This window comes from Paenibacillus fonticola DSM 21315, assembly GCF_000381905.1.
Classification (GTDB): Bacteria; Bacillota; Bacilli; order Paenibacillales; family Paenibacillaceae; genus Fontibacillus; species Fontibacillus fonticola.
Map to the genome: position 1 here is coordinate 105,990 of NZ_KB907258.1, position 17,700 is coordinate 123,689.

Consider the following 17,700-nt stretch of genomic DNA (forward strand, 5'->3'; position numbering starts at 1 on the left):
GAAAGCAAGGCTCTAAAACCAAATTGCTCTTCACTATCTACGCTAATTATCGGTTATCACTACAGCAGGTACAATAAAATTGCAAAGAAATGCGTCACACTTCCCGCCAGAACGAACAGATGCCAGATGGCGTGATGGTAAGGAAATGCCCGCCACACATAAAATATCGTACCTAATGAATAGAGAATCCCACCGGCTACAAGCAGCGCCATTCCCCCAAACGGTACAGCAGCGGTTAACGGTCCCCAAGCAATGACGATCAGCCAACCCATAATGAGATAGAAAAACGTGGACAGGAACAAGAACCGTTTCACAAAAAAGGCTTTAAATACAACGCCAAGCAGGGCAATCCCCCATATTGTCCCGAATAAGCTCCAGCCGAGCGGGCCGCGAATAGCTACGAGCAAAAACGGAGTGTACGTACCGGCGATGTAAATATAGATGGAGGAATGATCGAAAAACTCGAACAAGTCCTTTACTTTGCCTTCCTTGAAACTGTGCACTAACGTTGAGCTCATATAGAGCAGCAGCATGCTGACACCATATATGGTGAAACTGACAATATGCCAAGCAGTGCCTTTTATACTGGAAAAAACGATCAACAGTACAAGCGCCGCCACACTAAGAAGAGCTCCAATCCCGTGAGTGATGGCATTGGCGATTTCCTCCCTGCGCGGATAAGTATGCGTATTGGCCATACTGTATCGCCTCCTATCATTTTGGTATCTTCTCTCTAATCCTCCGCTACTCGCCGCTGGCTCCGCCAGCTTCTTCCTCTTCCTGAATCAGGCCAGCAAACAGGCCGTGCACGAATTGCTCGGAATCAAAACGCTGTAAATCCTCCATCTTCTCTCCAAGACCAACGAACTTCACCGGCAGACTCAGCTCTTGACGAATCGCGACTACGATGCCGCCTTTGGCTGTACCATCAAGCTTTGTTAACACTAGGCCGGTAACACCGCTCTTCTCACCGAACAGTTTTGCCTGGCTGAGCGCATTCTGCCCGGTCGTTGCATCAAGCACCATCAGCACTTCATGGGGGGCATCCGGAATTTCACGCTGAATGACCCGATAGATTTTATTCAGTTCTTCCATCAAATTTGACTTGTTCTGCAAGCGGCCAGCCGTATCACATAGCAAAATATCAACTCCGCGCTGCTTCGCAGCTTGTACAGCATCAAACATAACCGCAGCCGGATCGGAACCCGCTTGCTGCTTGACCACGTCTACGCCGACACGCTCGCCCCATACTTCAAGCTGCTCAATCGCTCCCGCGCGGAACGTATCTCCGGCCGCAAGAAGCACTTTCTTGCCCTGCTGCTTATAATGATGCGCCAGCTTGCCGATCGTCGTCGTCTTTCCGACGCCATTCACCCCAACAAACAGGAAGACACTGATGCCATTAGGATTCAGTTTCAATTCGTTATCTTCGTCACCGCGAAGCAGTTCGATCAGCTTCTCCGACAGGATTGGCTGCAGCTCGGAAGCCTCTTCGATTCGCCGCTTCTTCACTTCACTGCGCAGATCGTCGATCAATGACATGACTGTATTCACACCGACATCAGCACCGATTAATATCTCTTCCAATTCCTCGAAAAAATCTTCATCTATTTTCTTACGGCGAGTGACCAGCTCAGTCACTTTCTCTACGAAGCCTTTGCGGCTTTTCTCAAGCCCGTCTTTAAATTGCTTTGTTACCGTCTCCGTTTTGGAGGCGATGCTGTCTTTCAATTTCTTAAAGAAACTCATGTGGTTCCTCCCTTAGATCATCCTATCGAGATCGATCGCAAAAATACCTCTATTGTTCTCATTATGCCACGGCTGGGTCGCTCAAGCAATTTCCACCGTTTCCTCATCCTCCAGCTTGACGGAGACGAGCTTGGATACCCCGCCTTCCTCCATCGTCACCCCATAGAGAACGTCCGCCTCTTCCATCGTCCCTTTGCGGTGCGTTACGACGATGAACTGGGTTTGCTCGGAGAATTCGCGCAAATATTGGGCGAACCTGGCCACGTTCGCTTCATCCAGCGCCGCTTCGACCTCATCAAGCACGCAGAACGGCACCGGTTTAACATGAAGGATAGCGAACAGCAGCGCCATCGCTGTCAATGCGCGTTCACCGCCCGAGAGAAGCTGTAAGTTTTGCAGCTTTTTGCCCGGCGGCTGGGCTACAACATCGATCCCCGTCTCAAGCAGATTGTCCGGGTCGATCAGCACCAGATCTGCGCGGCCCCCACCGAACAGCTTGGTAAATACCGTTCCAAACTCACGGCGGATCGCATCGAAAGTAACTTTAAAGCGCTTGGACATTTCCTCATCCATTTCCTTAATGACCTGGTACAGCGTCGTCTTGGCCTCCACCAAATCATCCTTCTGCTCACTAAGGAACTGATAACGTTCGGATACGCGCTCATATTCATCGATCGCTCCCAGGTTAACTTCACCGAGCAGCGTAATTTGCCGCTTCAGCTCCTTAACCTGCGCTTGCGTCTGCGGCACGTCCTCTGGAACAGCGTAGCGCTGCTTCGCCAGCTCGAAGCTAAGCTCATATTCATCGCTTAGCTTATGTAAAATGTTGTCCAGCTCCACATCGAGACGATTCGCTTGTATCTCCGTTTGTCGCAGCTGTTCCTCGACAGCCTTAAGGCCAATCCTCTGCTCTTTCGTCTCGTTCTCGCCTTCCTCCAGCTTCTTGACCAGCACACTGCGGGAGGCACGTTCCATGTCAAGCTGCTCGCTCGTACGCTCCTTCTTCAATTTGAAGTCATTCAGTTCCTCCCGCTGATTGACGCTCTGCATTTCATTTTGCTTCAAATCTACTTCAAATGATTGCAGAATACTGCGATTTTGTTCCAGCTCTTTTTTCTGTATATCGCATTCTTCCTGTGAACGCTGCAGCTGCTCGCGCAAAGAAAGACATTCCTGATCCAGCTTGCCTTCACGCACTTTAAGTCCGGTCAACTGCTCTTGCAGTTCTTCCTTCACCGACTCATTCGCCTTACGGGCAAATTCTGCGGCTTGAATCGACTGGCGGATCGTCTGTTCTTCCTGCTCCAGTTCCTTGAGCCTCGCTTCTGCCGAGGCTTTGCTCCTATCCAGTTCCTCAATCTCCCGCGTATAATGCCCCTTCTCTTGCCCATACAGCTCGAATTGCTCGGAGACATGTCTCCATTCGTGCTCCACTTGCTTCAGCTCACCGGTGTAGGACTGCTCCTCTGTCCGTTTGGCATCCCCGGCTTCGCGCAGCTTCTCCAGCTCTTGCTCGCATTGCATCATTTGAGCGCGGACATCATTGAGTCCGCCTCTAAGCTTGCCCAGCATATCCTCGCTTTCGCGAATGTCTGTGGCCAACTGATCCAACTGGCGCTTCCGCCCTAACAAATTGCTGTTTTTGCGATGCTGGCTTCCCCCGGTCATCGAACCGCCGGCATTTACGACATCGCCCTCAAGCGTGACGATCCGGAAACGGTACTGGCAGCGTGCCGCCATTTTGTTGGCTCTTTCCAGGTCGCTAGCGAATACGACATTGCCAAGCAGGCTGCCTACGATATTCGCATAACGCGGATCGTGGCCGACAAGCTCGGCGCCAATGCCGATGAAGCCCTCTGCTTCCTCCATCGTCCGCTTATCCGCCGCGGACATTTGCCGCGGACGAATGACATCGAGTGGAAGGAAGGTCGCCCGCCCAAGCTGGCGCTGCTTCAAGAACGCGATCGCCTGGCGGGAGACGGCTTCATTTTCCATGACGATATGCTGCATCGCAGCTCCAAGTGCGGTCTCAACAGCGAGCTCCAGCTTCTCCGGTACCCGGATCAGTTCGGCAACAGCGCCGTGAACGCCGCCAAGCAGCGATTTGCGGGAAGCTTTCAGCACTTCCTTTACGCCAAGAGCAAAGCCGTCAAAGTCCTCCTCCATCTCCTTCATAGTGTCACGACGGGAGATAAGCGCTTCTCGCCGCTGCTCCCATTTACGGATGTTAGCCGAGCTTTCCTCGGCCAGCTTTTGCTGCGACTGATGACGCTCGCTCTCCGTAATATAGCGGCTGCGAAGATCGGCAATTTCTTTGGCTAGACGCTCCAGCACCTGCTCGAGCTCTGTCTTTCTGCCCTTCAGCCGCTCGAGCTCATCCCGCCATTTCGCACCCTCTTCTTCCGAACGGTCCATCCGGCGCTGGACGCCTTCCTTCTGCTGGTCGGCATAGCGGATTTCGTTCCGGGCTTCCGCCATTTGGTTCATCGTATCCAGTAATTGCCCTTTCAGCGCTTCCTCCTGGGCCTGGCTGATCCCGCCGGTAACGCCCACAAGCTTAATCTCTTCCGCCGAAAGCTCAGTCCTTAGCGCATGAAGCTGTTTCTCTGCTTCCGCGAACTTCTCCGCTAAAATTTCCATCTCTGCGGAACGCGCGGCATACCGCTCTTCATTTATAGTCAGCGATTGAAGCAATTGCTCCCGGTTCTGGAGCAGGTTCTTCTCCCGCTCCTTCAATACCTCGCCGAATCCTTCACTCTTCTCGAAGCTCTCACTGTATTCCAGCAGCTGCCCCTGCAAAATATCGATATGCTCCTCCAATTGGCGGAGAGCCAGCCGGTCGCTCTCCAGCTTGGCATCATGAGCCGATACGACAGTCGACAAAGCAAGCTGTTCCTCCTGCAGCTTCGATAGCTTGCTGTTCGCCTCGCTCCATGTTTCATGGATGCTCTCGATTTGATGGACATAAAGCGATATTTCCTTATGCTTCAATTCCTCGCGAAGCACTTTATAGCGAAGCGCCTTCTCCGATTGCTCTTTCAACGGCCCAATTTGATCTTCCAGCTCACTGACCAGATCGTGAATACGCAGCAAGTTTTGTTCTGTGTCATCGAGTTTTCGCCGGGCATCCCGTTTGCGGCTTTTATACTTCACAATCCCTGAGGCTTCCTCAAAAATTCCTCTGCGATCCTCGGACCGGGTACTTAAAATTTCCTCAATGCGCCCTTGACCGATTATAGAATAAGCTTCCTTCCCGATCCCTGTATCCATAAACAGCTCGGTAATATCTTTAAGCCGGCAGGATTGCTTATTGATCAGGTATTCACTGTCCCCGCTGCGATGAACCCGCCGCGTTACCGTCACTTCACTAAAATCGAGCGGGAGGGCATGATCCGTATTGTCGAGTGTCAAGGAGACTTCTCCGTAATTAACTGCCTTACGCGCATCGCTGCCCGCAAAAATAATATCTTCCATTTTGCCGCCGCGCAGCGACTTGGCACTCTGTTCGCCAAGCACCCAGCGAATACCATCGGAAATATTGCTTTTACCGCTGCCATTGGGGCCAACAACGGCCGTAATACCACGGACAAATTCCATTTCCGTTTTGTCGGCAAATGATTTAAAACCTGCTAACTCGATCCGTTTCAAAAACATACCTTCACGATCACCTCTACCAACTATTGTAACATACAAAAAAGCTTAATGGGACAAGCAAGAAGTCCCCGCTGCTTGCTGCACGGGGACTATCCATCACACCATTTAATTGTAGTCAGTACGAAGCTTTTAATCGTTCTAATGCTACAGCGGCAGCCTGCTGTTCCGCTTCCTTCTTGGAGCGTCCCGTTCCTTTGCCCAGCGCCCGTCCATCCATCGAAACCTCTGAGACGAATTCACGTTCGTGGGCAGGTCCCCGTTCTTCGATAATCCGGTATTCAAGCACCCCCAAATTATGATGCTGGGTCAGCTCCTGCAGCTCCGTTTTGAAATCCGTCGTCTGCAGCTTGCCGTCAATCATAAATTGCGAGAATATGAACTTATGCAAAAATGCATTAACTTCCTTCAAACCCTGATCCAGATAAAGCGCACCAATGAATGATTCGAAGACATCCGCAAGCAATGCGGGACGAGTGCGTCCCCCGGTCAATTCCTCACCCTTACCAAGCAGAACATATTTACCAAACTCCAGACTCTCAGCGAATTTGACCAAGGATGGTTCACAGACGATCGCAGCGCGAAGCTTGGTCAATTCTCCCTCTGGACGATCCGGAAACATTCGGTACAAATGCTCGGATACAGTCAGCTCAAGAACGGCGTCGCCCAGAAACTCCAGACGCTCGTTATCCTGATGCTGACTGAACCGATGCTCATTCACATAGGATGCATGGGTAAAGGCCTGTTTCAACAGCTGTCGGTTTTGGAATACTATTTGAAGTTTGTGCTGTAACTGCTTCAGATCTCCACTCAACAGACTGACCCCTTATGCTTCAAATTTTTTCAGAATAATGGTGGCATTGTGTCCGCCAAATCCGAAGGAATTGGACATCGCTACTGTAACGTCTGCTTGTCTTGCTTGATTTGGGACATAATCCAAATCGCATTCCGGATCCTGATTTTCAAGGTTAATCGTCGGTGCGATCATGCTATTCTGAATGGTCAGGCCGCAAATAACGGCCTCCACGCCGCCTGCTGCACCGAGCAAATGCCCCGTCATCGATTTCGTCGAGCTGACGGCCACCTTGCGCGCGTGCTCTCCAAGCGCTTCTTTGATAGCCTTCGTTTCAGAGCGGTCCCCAACCGGAGTTGAAGTACCGTGCGCATTAATATAATCAATTTGATTAGGCTGAATGTCCGCGTCGCGAATAGCCATTTCCATGCAGCGCCGTGCGCCATTCGGATCCGGATCCGTCATATGATGGGCATCAGCGCTCAGTCCGTAGCCGATAACTTCGGCATAAATTTTCGCACCGCGCTTCTGGGCATGCTCCAGCGATTCAAGCACGAGAATCCCTGCCCCTTCCCCCATCACAAATCCGTCACGTCCTGTATCAAATGGCCGACTCGCCTTCTCCGGCTCTTCATTTCTAGTCGACATCGCCCGCATCGAGCAAAATCCGGCGAGACCCGTCGGTCTGATTGTCGCTTCTGCGCCGCCGCAAATCATGACATCGGCATCCCCGCGCTGAATCAATTTATAAGAATCGCCAATGGAATGAGTTCCGGTCGCGCACGCCGTTACCGCTGTACTGTTAGGGCCTTTCGCTCCGAAAAGTATCGAGACGTGCCCGGAAGCCATATTGGCGATCATCATCGGAATAAAGAAGGGGCTTACTCGTTTCGGGCCCTTCTGCAGCAAAACATTGTGTTGATCTTCCCACGTTCCAAGTCCGCCGATGCCTGAACCGATAATGACCCCCACCCGCTCGGGTTCAACCTGTTCTCCGATCATCAGGCCGCTGTCTTTCATGGCGTTCGTAGCCGCTGCTGCTGCAAATTGAACGAAACGGTCCATCTTGCGCGCTTCTTTGCGGTCCACATAATCCTCTGGATTGAAATCCTTTATCGATGCCGCAATCCGTGTCGGATAGTCACTGACATCAAATGATTCGATAGCAGACACCCCTGATTTCCCTGCGGTCAGATTGCTCCAGAATTTATCCAGGTCTTGTCCAAGAGACGTAACGACTCCCATGCCTGTTATAACCACTCTATGCTTCAAACACACTCACCTCGTATAGATCTCATGTGCAATATTGTAATTTACTAAAACTCCCGAAAATAATCGTTAAGATGAGGAGAAGTCCCGCCTTCAAAAGGAGGTACGGGACTTTGAATGACATTAGGTATGAGATTGTATGTAGTTTACAACTTCACCTACAGTCGTAATCTTCTCTGCATCTTCATCTGAAATTTCCAGATCAAATTCATCTTCGAGCTCCATAACCAATTCAACAACATCGAGCGAATCAGCACCAAGGTCATCTTTGAAAGACGCTTCAAGCGTCACTTCAGCTTCATCTGCGCCGAGGCGATCCACAACGATGCGTTTTACGCGTTCCAATACATCAGACATTCCGGTTCACCTCCTCTTTCGTATTATACGAAAATTAAAATCAAAATGCCATAGAAGCGAAACTCAAAATCACATATACATTCCGCCATCTACATGCAGCGTTTGCCCCGTCATATAAGATGCGGCATCCGAAGCGAGGAAAACAGCGACTTTGGCGATTTCTTCCGGCTGTCCCAGACGGGCAAGCGGAATGTCGCCAAGCAGTCCTTGCCGCAATTCCTCAGGCAGCTGATCGGTCATATCCGTCGCGATAAACCCCGGTGCAATACAGTTCACCGTAATGTTCCGGCTCGCCAGTTCGCGCGCAGACGATTTGGTAAGACCGATTACGCCGGCCTTGGCCGCGACATAGTTGGCCTGGCCCGCATTGCCAAGCACACCGACGACGGATGAAATATTAATAATACGTCCTGAGCGCTGCTTCATCATCGGGCGGGTTACCGCTTTAATCCCGTTGAATACACCCTTCAGATTCGTCTCAATGACAGCGTCGAACTCTTCTTCTTTCATACGCATTATTAGATTATCTCTAGTAATCCCCGCGTTATTCACCAAAATATCAATCCGCCCCCACGCATCCAGGGTCTGTTTGACAATGGCATCGAATTGCGCGCTGTCACCCACATGGCCTTTCACCGCAAATGCCTCTACGCCAAGCGCTTCAATTTCACGGACGACAGAAGCAGCAGCTTCTTCGTTACCAGCGTAATTAACGGCAACATTTGCACCACCCTCGGCAAGCGCAAGCGCGATGGCACGCCCGATCCCGCGGGAAGCCCCCGTCACCAGGGCAGCCTGGCCACTTAGCTGTTTTGTCATTGCATTCTCTCCTTTCCTAGAGTATAACGTAGCGTAAGGCTGCTGCGTTGCGAGCCCTAAAGCGAACAGCAGACACACCGTTTTAACACTGAGCTGTATTCTAAAGCTGCACCCTAGCAACAGAAACCTAGGAGCTGAGCTGCAATATCCCAGAAGCTTCAGACCTTAACAGCCATTTCACCCTAGAAGCTGCAGAATACTATTAGCTGCAGAATACTAATAGCTACAGCAGTGCCGCAGCCGTTTGTTCCAAGCTCTCAAAACTATTTACGTTATATGTCTTGACGTCGCGGCTTATTTTCTTAATCAATCCGGTCAGCACACTGCCAGGGCCAATTTCCACAAAAGTATCGACGCCTTGCGATAACAGCCAAGAAACGCTGTCCTCCCACAGCACGGGGGAATATACTTGTTCGACCAGCAGCCTGGCGATGTCCTCGGCCTGCCGGACCGAACTTGCCGTGACATTAGCAACAACCGGGATCGATGCATCCCCGATCTCCAACTCGGCCAGCTTCCCGCCAAGACGCTCTGCCGCTGGCTTCATCAAAGAGGAATGGAACGGTCCGCTTACTTCCAGCGGAATTGCCCGTTTGGCGCCAATCTCTTTTACACGCGCCACCACCGCTGCTACGCCTTCACTGCTCCCCGAAACAACGATCTGCCCCGGACAGTTGATGTTCGCCAGCTCTACCAGATTCCCGCCAGACGTAATTTCAGCGCACAATCCAGCCAGCGCTTCTCGTTCCCCGCCCAACACTGCAGCCATGGCCCCTTGCCCGCTCGGCACGGCCTGCTCCATAAATTCACCGCGCGCCCTTACCGTAGCGACCGCATCCGCAAAGCTAAGTGCTCCGGCGGCCGTCAACGCGCTGTATTCGCCCAAACTGTGGCCGGCCACAAAGTCTGGGGATATTCCTTTCGCGGCAAAAGCTTCATAAAGCACCATGCTTGTAGTCAGCAGCGCAGGCTGTGTATTGGCCGTTTGCTTGAGTTCTTTTTCGGGCCCTTCAAAAATTAGCTTGGTCAGCGGAAAGCCCAGCACTTCATCCGCCTGATCGAACAGCTGCCGGGAATCCGGCATCGCGTCATAAATATCTTTGCCCATTCCCACGCTTTGAGAACCCTGTCCCGGAAATACAAATGCCAGCTTCCCCATAAATCGTCAGCACCCTTTCTTAGCCACTCCATCACATATGTTCGAGTCCAGACATGCCGTCTAGCCGCATGAAGTTGTATAAATTATAATCATTTCAAAATTACCAAACGAGTACGGAAGCTCCCCAGGTCAATCCTCCGCCAAAGCCAACCAATAGCACCGTATCGCCCGCCTGAACGCGTCCCTCCTCCGCCGCCTCGACCAAAGCAAGCGGAATCGAAGCCGCCGATGTGTTTGCGTACTTATCCACGTTGATGACGCATTTCTCCTCGGGCAAATCCAGCCGCTGCATAGCGGATTGGATAATGCGGATGTTCGCCTGGTGAGGAACAAACAGATCTATTTCGCTCTTATCCTTACCGGCTTTACGCAGCACTTCCTCCGTAGCCGTTCCCATGACACGGACCGCAAATTTGAATACTTCACGTCCATTCATGTAAATGAAGTGCTTGCCGCTTTGGATCGTCTCGGCCGAAGCGGGATAGCGCGAACCGCCTCCCTCCAGCTTCAGCAGCTCGCCTCCAGCGCCTTCTGCCCCAAGATCGAAGGAGAGGAAGCCTCTGCCTTCCGGTACTTCCCCGAGCACGACGGCTCCTGCACCATCACCGAACAGGACGCAGGTGTTGCGATCCGTATAATCCGTAATACGGGACAAAGTATCCGCCCCGATAACGAGCGCATTACTGTACATTCCCGTTTGAATAAAACCATTCGCCACGGCAAGACTGTATACAAACCCGGAACAGGCCGCAGACAAATCAAACGCCGCCGCTTTCTTGGCTCCAAGCTTCTCCTGCAGTATGCAAGCGGTGGAAGGAAACGTCATATCCGGCGTCACTGTGGCCACAATGATCAATTCCAAATTTTCAGCTGTAATTCCCGCAGATTTCAGCGCGCGCACAGCGGCTTCATAAGCCAAATCCGAGGTCGCCTGCTCTGGAGCTGCAATATGCCGCTCCCGAATTCCCGTACGCGATACGATCCATTCATCATTTGTTTCTACCATCGTCTCTAATTCAGCATTCGTTAATACTCGCTCAGGAACGTACTTCCCTGTTCCGATGATGCCTACTGAACGTGCTTTCATCACTCTACCACTCGCTTCCCGCTGATTTCCAGTGAAATACTCTCTGTCAAACTGCTCTGAATCGCTGTTCTTGCCTGCCTTACCGCATTCTTGATCGCCTCGCCGTCAGAGGAGCCGTGGCCCTTTACAACGAGCCCGCTAAGACCCAGCAGCGGAGCGCCGCCATGCTCCTTGTAGTCCAGCATCTCCTTCAATCCCCGGAAGGATGGCATCAGTAGACCGGCGGCCAGCTTATTTTTTAATGATTTGGTGAACTCCTGCTTCAGAATCGAAAATATGGCCTCGGCGGTTCCTTCCAGCGCCTTCAGTAAAATATTGCCGGCAAATCCGTCGCAAACAAGCACGTCACAAGCACCAGTCAAAACATCTCTTGCTTCGACATTGCCCACAAAATGAATTGGAAGCTGCTGAATCAGCGGGTATGCTGCCTTCGTCAGTTCATTCCCCTTCGTTTCTTCCGTCCCCACATTGAGGAGGCCGACGCGCGGTGTTCGGATGCCATGTACTTTCTCACGATAAATGCTGCCCATCAACGCATACTGAGCCAGGTGCTCCGGCTTCGCATCCATATTGGCGCCAAGATCCAGCGCCAGCACCCCTTGCCCGTCCATCGTCGGAATCATCGGCGCCAGCGCCGGACGCTCAATGCCGCTCATCCGCCCGACTACGAGCAGTCCCGTCGTCATTAACGCGCCGGTGTTGCCTGCGGAGATCATCGCCTCCGCTTCACCTTCGCGTACAAGCCTCCCTGCGACAACCATAGAAGCATCTTTCTTGCGGCGTACAGCCCTTACCGGTTCATCGTCCGCCTCAATGATTTCAGCGGCGTGATGCAGCCGCAAATTGGACGGTACTTCCGAGCCCTTTAACAGTGGGTCCAGCTGCTCACGGTCGCCAACCAGAATAATTTCGGTATCGCTCCATTCTTTGGCCGCGGCCAGAGCGCCTTCAACGTTGCTCTGCGGCGCGTGGTCACCGCCCATGGCATCAATGGCGACTCTCATGCTGACTTCCTCCTTCGTGACTATCATCTACTGCAGAGCGGTAAATGACGAAATTCCCCTGAAACACCATCTCTTCGCCGACATAGGTGAACACCTCTACTTTGGCCTTGCCCTTGTTGCCGGACACTGGACGGACATAAGCTTTGGCAATACACTTCTCGCCCAAATGAACCGATCGGATAAAACGGATATCCGCTGAGAAGGTAAGCGCAATCTCATCATTGATCACTGCCACAGCTAGTGAATTGGCCTGGGCAAATACATGATGCCCCCGCGCGATCCCCGTCCGGGAAAAGACATGCTCCTTGCTTATTTCAAAAATAGAAATGCCGCTCTTATCCAGCTGCAAATCGACGATTTCGCCAATAACTTCGTGAAGCGGCAATGAGCGCACCTGATCATAGGAGCGTTCCGCCATCAGCTTCATCCGCTCCCTAAGCTCGGGAATGCCGAGCTCCATCCGATCCAGCCGTATCGTCTGGATGCTAACTTTCAGCTGACGGGTCAACTCCTGATCTGTCACGAATGGATTTTCCTCGATCAGCTTGACGAGCCGCTGCTGCCTAGCCCTTTTGGGCAAACGTTCGATGGGACTCACCCCCAAATGATTCTATTTATATGTAAAACTTCCCGCATCAATTTAGAACCAGGTACTAGGATAGAGTATAAAACATCTCTTTGCAAAAATAAAGAGAAAGAAATTAACAGCCCCCTCTTTCGATAAAGAAACAATAAAAACAGCACTCCAGATAAGGAAGTGCTGTTTAAATTTTGAGATCAATATCAGGATTAACCTTTGATAACTTCTCTCGATTTGTATGTTCCGCAAACTTTACATACGTGGTGAGCAAGCTTCAATTCTCCGCATTGTTCACATTTTACCATGCCCGGCACAGCCAATTTGAAATGCGTGCGGCGTTTGTCGCGGCGCGTTTTGGACGTTCTCCGTTGAGGTACTGCCATGGTTCCCACCTCCTTAATGAAGTCAACCTTATTACGGTGTCACATTGTAATTTCATTTTTTAAAAAAGTCACCGAGCGCTGCCAGCCGTGGATCTATCCGTTCCTTCTCGCAGTCGCAATCCCGTTCGTTCAAGTCCGTCCCGCAGCTGGGACAAAGTCCCTTGCAGTCTTCCTTGCAAACGGCAGCATATGGAAGATTGAGAAGCAAAGCTTCTTCAATATATGGATTCAAGTCCACTTGATCTTCGGCAATCAGCCGAATGTCATCCTCTTCTTCATTCTGCCCTTCTTCTTCGGGGGTGTCAATGCGTTTGAAAGTTTCCTCAAATTCGATATCGACTTTACGTTTCAAAGGCTTAAGGCAGCGGGAGCAGGACATGTCCATTTCCGCGGACAGCATACCTGTCACCTCGACTACATTCCCTTCCACGTACACAGCGGTCAAGTCGCATACAAGCGGACTGATGCCGTGAATGTCATTGCGTCCTTTGACGACATGATTCATATCGAGAGCTTCCTGCAGCTGCTTCGGCCCGTCGTGAGCCGCCATCTGGCGAAATCTAAAATTCATGAGTATCACTCCAAACAAACAAAAATTATTATACCGATTTTAAGTAAGTTTTGTCAACAGCAAAGCGGGAACTGCTTCTCTTTCTCACTAATATTACACATATTATGAAATACGTCCATCCGCATGAATATTACACGCAGTATAAAATACGTCTATCCACATGTTTTCAATAGGAGGCAGCTTCGAAAAAAATCACCGTCATGTTATAGTCATAAATAATATACCTGAAAAGGTGGTCACGATAAGTTGAGCGTTGTCGGAGTAATCGTTGAATATAACCCCTTTCACAACGGACATGCCCTCCATCTTGCGGAAGCCAAACGGCTCGCTGCGGCTGAAGGCGTCATCGCCGTCATGAGCGGCGATTTCCTGCAGCGCGGCGAACCTGCGCTCGTCAGCAAATGGGCGCGGGCCGAAATGGCGCTGCATGCCGGCGCCGATCTCGTGCTGGAGCTGCCGGTCGCATACGCGGCCCAGCCCGCCGAGTGGTTTGCGTACGGCGCCGCGGCGCTGCTCGATGCGACGGGCATCGTGTCGCATCTCTGCTTCGGCAGCGAGGCGGGCACGCTCGCCGAGCTGCAGCCGCTCGCCCGGCAGCTCGCGGGCGAGAGCGGCGCGCTCAAGGCGGCCATCGCGGAGGAGCTCGCCACCGGGGCGAGCTATCCCGCGGCCTACGCCGCCGCTGCCGCGAGATGCGGGGCCGCCCCTGCGGGCGGCGACCCGGGCGCCGCGGCCGCTGCCGCGAAAGCGCTGCTGGAGCAGCCCAACAACAGCCTTGGGCTGCACTACCTCATCGCGCTGCAGCGGCTTGGCAGCCGGATCACGCCGCTCACCGTGCGGCGTGAAGGCGCCGGCTACCACGACGCCAAGCCCGGCGACGCGGACATCGCCAGCGCCACCGCCATACGCGGGCTGATCGCGGGCGAAGGCGGTCTGAAGGCCGCCGCCCCCTACATTCCGCCCTTTACGGCGGAAATCCTCGCCCGGGAATTTAGGGCCGGGCGAGGTCCTGTCACTTGGGAGAGCTTCGCGGCACCGCTCTTCCACCAGCTGTTGACAAGCTCTCCGGCCAAGCTTGCCGAGCATCATGAGGTTACCGAAGGTTTAGAGCATCGCATCAAAAAAATGCTCCCCGGGCTGCAACAGCTCACCGTAAACGAGCTGCTGATGAAGCTGAAAACCAAACGCTACACCTACACGAAATTACAGCGCATGCTGCTGCACATTTTACTGCAGCACCAGCGCTCCGCTCTGTCCCCGCAGGAATTGGCCATAGGTCCAGGCTACATAAGGGTGCTCGGATTTAGCAGCAAAGGCAGAGCAATGCTGCGGCAAATGAAAACCCGCTGTCCCCTGCCCATCGTCACTAGAGCAGCAAGCTTGACCCATCCCCGCCTCGATCTGGATATACGGGCTGCTGCGGCTTATGCGAACGCTATGCCTATCCGGAACAGCTCTGAAGTGTTTAGAGAATACCGGCAGCCGCCAATTACAATTTGAGCCGCCTAGAGAGCCTTTTGAAGACCGGTCTTGGAGATGTTTAGGGGCTTTTGCAAAGGGGACGGCTTCGGATGTTTAGGCGATTTTTCAGTTGGTAAATTCGATGGTATAAACGACTTTTACAGTTAACTTTTCGACGATTTGACGTTTTCTGATGACTTTTCTTGGTAGCAGTTTCGTTGTATCTACGACTTTGCGGCTGACAATTTTTTTCGTGGTACAGCAAAAAATTTTTGCGATTGACAGCTTCAGTCGTTTAGGCAGCTTCTTCAGTTGATGGCTTCGATGATTTAGATGATTTAGATGACTTAGATGACTTAGACGGCTTTGCAGGCAGTTCCTGCAAATAGTGCAGCGCCTCTTCCACATGCTTCACCGGAACCAGCTTCATCGATGTGCCGATTTCATCTGCTTTAGCTTTGGCATCCTTATAGTTCGCCTCAGGCACAAAAAATATTTCGGCCTGCTCCCGGTCGGAAGCGACAATTTTGAACTGTACGCCGCCGATCGAGCCGATGGTTCCATCTTCCGCTATCGTTCCAGTCCCGGCGATCCGGTAGCCTTTGCTCAGGTCGCCGGGAGTTAACTGATTATAAATTTCAAGCGTAAACATCAGCCCGGCCGACGGCCCGCCGATGCGTGTATCGGCAAAATGGACTTCCATGTCCGCATCGGCAGGCTTCACCTTCCGCACCTCGCCAACCGAAACGCCTAAGCCTGCCTTGCGGTGCACATCTTCCTGTCCGATTTCCACAAGATCCACTTGCTGGCTGATTTCCTTGCCATTCCGTATTAACTCCACATCCACGCGATCTCCTGCTTTTTTTCCTTGCAGAAGCTCTGGCAGATCCTCAAATCGTTTCACCGGATGACCATCCACCTTGGATAAAATATCCCCAGGCTGAAAATCTCCTTTTGTGGCTTTCGTCTTGGCCAATCCCACGACAAAAACATGCTCAGGAACGACCTCGTACTCAACCCCCGCCAAACGATACGCTGCCAAAACCGCATTCGACTGGGAACTGCTCATATAATAAAGCTGCTGGGTCGCGTATTCCTTCTCGTTCCGGTCGGGCTCCTTGCGCACGACTTCGGTATGGGACTGGAACCGGGACGTAGCCAGCATGGCCAGGTTGGCATAGCTTACGGACACCGTTGTCAGCATAAACGTGCCTGCTTCCTCCGGGTCCCCAGCAGGTATCGTCACCATCGGCTTGATCTCTTCCGCCGTACCCGGCTGATTGATCATATATGGAGTCGGCATATAAACTACCACGTACACCATTATAGCGAGCGTGAGTATATACAACCCCGTTTTTATGACTCCTGTCCTGGATTGACGCATAGATTGCTCCCTCTCTTTTCACCGAAGCGGTTTAACTGTTTGGTCTGACAACTTCTAAATGAGCATAGACATGTACTAGCCTTCCATATGTCCTCAAAGAGGTGAACATGCCGATGAACTACGAACGACCGGGAACGAGCGGCGTATTTTCAACCATTCTGATGGGTACTGCCGCCGTCCTGTTAGTGGTTTGTGTTATTTATGCACCTAGCCAGGCTTTTGAAGCTTCAAGTCAAGGACTGGCTTTATGGTGGAGAATTGTATTCCCTTCGCTCCTGCCTTTTATCGTGCTGTCCCAAATTTTAATGGCCACTGGCTTTGCTCACGGGCTCGGCACGCTGATCGAACCGTTTACCCGCCGGATTCTCGGCCTGCCCGGATCGCTCGGCTGGATTCTTCCCTTGGGAATGACCGCCGGGTTTCCCGCGGCCGCCGAAGCTGCAGCAACTTTATATATGCAAGGCCGCATTACTGCCCAGGAAGCAGAAAAAATGGCCAGCTTCGCCCATTATTGCAGTCCGGTGCTCATTGTGATCGTAATCGGCACCGCATTTATGGGACAGCCAGAAATAGGGCTTCTATTGTTAGGTGTCCATTGGGCTTCCGGTTTAAGCGCAGCGTTGACCATGAATTGGTTATCATCCGCACGGCCATCCCCTGCCCGCTCCGGCAAACGAAAATTAACCGCTGAGCGCTCCGATATGGAGAATGGCTTCCGCTGGAGGCGCGCATTCCGGAACATGGAAGAAGCACGGCGTGAGGATGGGCGGAGCTTTGGAAAGCTGCTGGGCGATTCCGTGAACCGAGGAGTACAAGTGTTGATGTCTACAGGCGGATATATGCTTATCTTTGCCGTCATCATTCACACGGTCTCTTCCCTGCTTACTCTAATCATACCGCCAGCCATGTCCGCAGCGCCGATCGCCGCCCTGCTGGAAGTCCACCTTGGTTCTCATTCGCTCTCTAAACTCAATGTGGCAGCGCCCCTGCCGCTTGCCCTGACTGGGGCAGCTCTCGGATGGAGCGGTCTATGCGGGTATTTGCAAGTTCGCGCCTTATTAAAGCCAACCGGGCGCAGCGGAGCTTTCTTCTTTGTGAACCGGCTTGTCCACGGCATCTATGCCTATGTATTTACCTTACTGCTCTGGAATCCGCTGTCTGCCTCAATGCTCCCGGCGAATTCTGCCTACCGGGATACGAACGATGCGGCCATCTGGGTGGCGCAAGGAAAACTTCAATTGCCCCAATGGGAGGTTTTCTTGAATGTCGTATCCTGGCAGTTGTGTATACTTATCCTGCTTACGACGCTGACCCTATTCGCTGCTTTGCTCTGGAAACGGTACATGAAATACAACAGCGCGCTTTAATTTAAGCAATTGGCTTCTGTTGTTAGGACATTGTTGTTTTTTTCTGCTATGAGCTTGCTGCCTTTT

The 17,700-nt window shown here is 52.2% G+C and carries 16 protein-coding genes; 2 read left to right on the plus strand and 14 right to left on the minus strand.

The annotated features are described in order from the left end of the window. Nucleotides 1-59 precede the first annotated feature (59 nt). The 13 genes from trhA to G358_RS0115385 all read right to left on the minus strand — a co-directional run bounded on the left by trhA (nt 60) and on the right by G358_RS0115385 (nt 13,422). Entirely contained in the window at nt 60-698 is a 639-nt protein-coding gene (gene trhA / locus G358_RS0115325) for a PAQR family membrane homeostasis protein TrhA (RefSeq protein WP_019638118.1), read from the minus strand. Between the two features lie 46 nt (nt 699-744). Then, nucleotides 745-1,749 carry a signal recognition particle-docking protein FtsY gene (ftsY, locus tag G358_RS0115330; protein WP_019638119.1) on the minus strand — a complete coding sequence of 335 codons (1,005 nt, stop codon included), beginning with the start codon at nt 1,747-1,749 and terminating at the stop codon, nt 745-747. An 81-nt stretch (nt 1,750-1,830) separates the two neighbouring features. Then, nucleotides 1,831-5,403 (minus strand): chromosome segregation protein SMC, encoded by a 3,573-nt coding sequence (gene smc, locus G358_RS0115335; RefSeq protein ID WP_019638120.1) that lies wholly within the window; start codon nt 5,401-5,403, stop codon nt 1,831-1,833. Between the two features lie 115 nt (nt 5,404-5,518). Further along, nucleotides 5,519-6,214 carry a ribonuclease III gene (gene rnc, locus G358_RS0115340; protein ID WP_019638121.1) on the minus strand — a complete coding sequence of 232 codons (696 nt, stop codon included), beginning with the start codon at nt 6,212-6,214 and terminating at the stop codon, nt 5,519-5,521. Between the two features lie 12 nt (nt 6,215-6,226). Beyond that, complete coding sequence (gene fabF, locus G358_RS0115345) at nt 6,227-7,465, minus strand: beta-ketoacyl-ACP synthase II (protein WP_019638122.1); 1,239 nt, start codon at nt 7,463-7,465, stop codon at nt 6,227-6,229. A gap of 120 nt (nt 7,466-7,585) precedes the next feature. Then, nucleotides 7,586-7,819 carry an acyl carrier protein gene (gene acpP, locus G358_RS0115350; protein ID WP_019638123.1) on the minus strand — a complete coding sequence of 78 codons (234 nt, stop codon included), beginning with the start codon at nt 7,817-7,819 and terminating at the stop codon, nt 7,586-7,588. Nucleotides 7,820-7,888: 69 nt separating this feature from the next. Then, nucleotides 7,889-8,638: a 3-oxoacyl-[acyl-carrier-protein] reductase gene (gene fabG / locus G358_RS0115355; RefSeq protein ID WP_019638124.1), complete on the minus strand. Its 750-nt coding sequence runs from the start codon at nt 8,636-8,638 to the stop codon at nt 7,889-7,891. Nucleotides 8,639-8,861: 223 nt separating this feature from the next. Then, nucleotides 8,862-9,797, minus strand: coding sequence for an ACP S-malonyltransferase (gene fabD, locus G358_RS0115360; RefSeq protein ID WP_019638125.1), 936 nt, complete (start codon nt 9,795-9,797; stop codon nt 8,862-8,864). A 100-nt stretch (nt 9,798-9,897) separates the two neighbouring features. Beyond that, a complete protein-coding gene (locus G358_RS0115365; protein ID WP_019638126.1) occupies nt 9,898-10,884 on the minus strand; it encodes a beta-ketoacyl-ACP synthase III in 987 nt (328 codons plus the stop codon). Further along, nucleotides 10,884-11,888, minus strand: a complete 1,005-nt coding sequence (gene plsX, locus G358_RS0115370) for a phosphate acyltransferase PlsX (protein WP_019638127.1) — start codon at nt 11,886-11,888, stop codon at nt 10,884-10,886. The genes G358_RS0115365 and plsX overlap by 1 nt, the downstream gene beginning before the upstream one ends. After that, nucleotides 11,872-12,468: a transcription factor FapR gene (fapR, locus tag G358_RS0115375; protein WP_019638128.1), complete on the minus strand. Its 597-nt coding sequence runs from the start codon at nt 12,466-12,468 to the stop codon at nt 11,872-11,874. Before fapR ends, plsX begins: the two co-directional genes overlap by 17 nt. Nucleotides 12,469-12,677: 209 nt before the next feature. After that, complete coding sequence (rpmF, locus tag G358_RS0115380; protein ID WP_019638129.1) at nt 12,678-12,851, minus strand: 50S ribosomal protein L32; 174 nt, start codon at nt 12,849-12,851, stop codon at nt 12,678-12,680. 52 nt (nt 12,852-12,903) lie between these two features. Continuing rightward, nucleotides 12,904-13,422: a YceD family protein gene (locus G358_RS0115385; RefSeq protein ID WP_019638130.1), complete on the minus strand. Its 519-nt coding sequence runs from the start codon at nt 13,420-13,422 to the stop codon at nt 12,904-12,906. 246 nt (nt 13,423-13,668) lie between these two features. On the opposite strand from G358_RS0115385, the gene G358_RS0115390 reads away from it, so the two are divergent. Next, nucleotides 13,669-14,922, plus strand: a complete 1,254-nt coding sequence (locus G358_RS0115390) for a nucleotidyltransferase (RefSeq protein ID WP_019638131.1) — start codon at nt 13,669-13,671, stop codon at nt 14,920-14,922. Nucleotides 14,923-15,178: 256 nt separating this feature from the next. Here G358_RS0115390 and G358_RS0115395 read toward each other — a convergent pair whose 3' ends face one another. Beyond that, nucleotides 15,179-16,267 carry a SepM family pheromone-processing serine protease gene (locus tag G358_RS0115395; RefSeq protein WP_019638132.1) on the minus strand — a complete coding sequence of 363 codons (1,089 nt, stop codon included), beginning with the start codon at nt 16,265-16,267 and terminating at the stop codon, nt 15,179-15,181. Nucleotides 16,268-16,380: 113 nt separating this feature from the next. Here G358_RS0115395 and G358_RS30245 point away from each other — a divergent pair, with 113 nt between their 5' ends. Beyond that, complete coding sequence (locus G358_RS30245; protein ID WP_240480037.1) at nt 16,381-17,634, plus strand: nucleoside recognition domain-containing protein; 1,254 nt, start codon at nt 16,381-16,383, stop codon at nt 17,632-17,634. Nucleotides 17,635-17,700: the final 66 nt, after the last annotated feature.